Here is an 857-nt window from a genome sequence, read left to right on the forward strand (position 1 = left end):
CCCCTTTAACGGGCTCTCTTCACCTGGATAGTAACTAAAGTATGGTTGACCTACATAGCGACCATCTTTTTTCTGACTACTTCTTGGATTGACCTTAAGACCTGTTTCCAAATCAAAAAGAGTCGCCTGTTCTTTTGGTGTCGTAACAATTTGTGCTCGCCCCTTTAGAGCGAGTGCTTGAAAAGCATTCACAGTCTCTTCTTCTCCGGATTCTTTCCGCCATACTGCATAAAACTTTGAAACAGCCATACCATCCCTCCTTCAGCATTCTCTCTTCATTATACCATATCCTAATTCACCTCTTCTAACTATTGTGCCATTTTTTCTATCTTTCTCATGCTATAACTAGAAAAGAAAACTACAGTCAACGCTAAAGCCATAACTACAAAAACCATCCTCATAAACTCTACATTGTTGAGGTACAGGATTTTAAACACTGACATAAAGGAAGCGTTTCCTACTCCTACTATTTGAGAAAAGTGTGAATTAAATATTTTTGTGGTTACAGATGCAACAAAAGCTAAAAAAAGATTTATAGGTACTAAAACTGATAAAACAGAATAACTGATTCCCCCTAAAATAGAAAATATTCTATACTTTTTATTTGTATCAAATAGACTATCTGTTTTTGTATCATATTTTCTGGTTTCCAACAACAAATACTCTTTGTTTCCTCTTGAATGCTTAGATGTACGTTTCTGCTTTAAAGCGAGAGATTTATTTTTTCTAATCATAAAAATAATTCCTTCCTAGTTCACCTGCATGATATTCTTAGCCATGCGTTGGCTGCCAAAGAGCACGATAATGTAAATAATTCCTTTAGCTATCGCAACTAAGGCAGTTGTCCAAGCTCCAGT

1 protein-coding gene and 1 pseudogene are annotated in these 857 nt (G+C 35.8%); both read right to left on the reverse strand.

Annotated features, from left to right (window positions below; translation table 11 throughout):
• A pseudogene (locus CBI42_RS10935) lies at positions 1-249 on the reverse strand (hypothetical protein); the annotation flags it as partial.
• 59 nt (positions 250-308) lie between these two features.
• Positions 309-734, reverse strand: coding sequence for a hypothetical protein (locus CBI42_RS10940; RefSeq protein WP_094753975.1), 426 nt, complete (start codon positions 732-734; stop codon positions 309-311).
• Positions 735-857 lie beyond the last annotated feature (123 nt).

Source organism: Streptococcus sp. KR (assembly GCF_002238115.1).
In the GTDB taxonomy this organism is placed as follows: Bacteria; Bacillota; Bacilli; order Lactobacillales; family Streptococcaceae; genus Streptococcus.

Coding starts and splice junctions, on each gene's coding strand:
- CBI42_RS10940 (WP_094753975.1), bottom strand. CDS start 734: ATGATTAGAAAAAATAAATCTCTCGCTTTAAAGCAGAAACGTACATCT.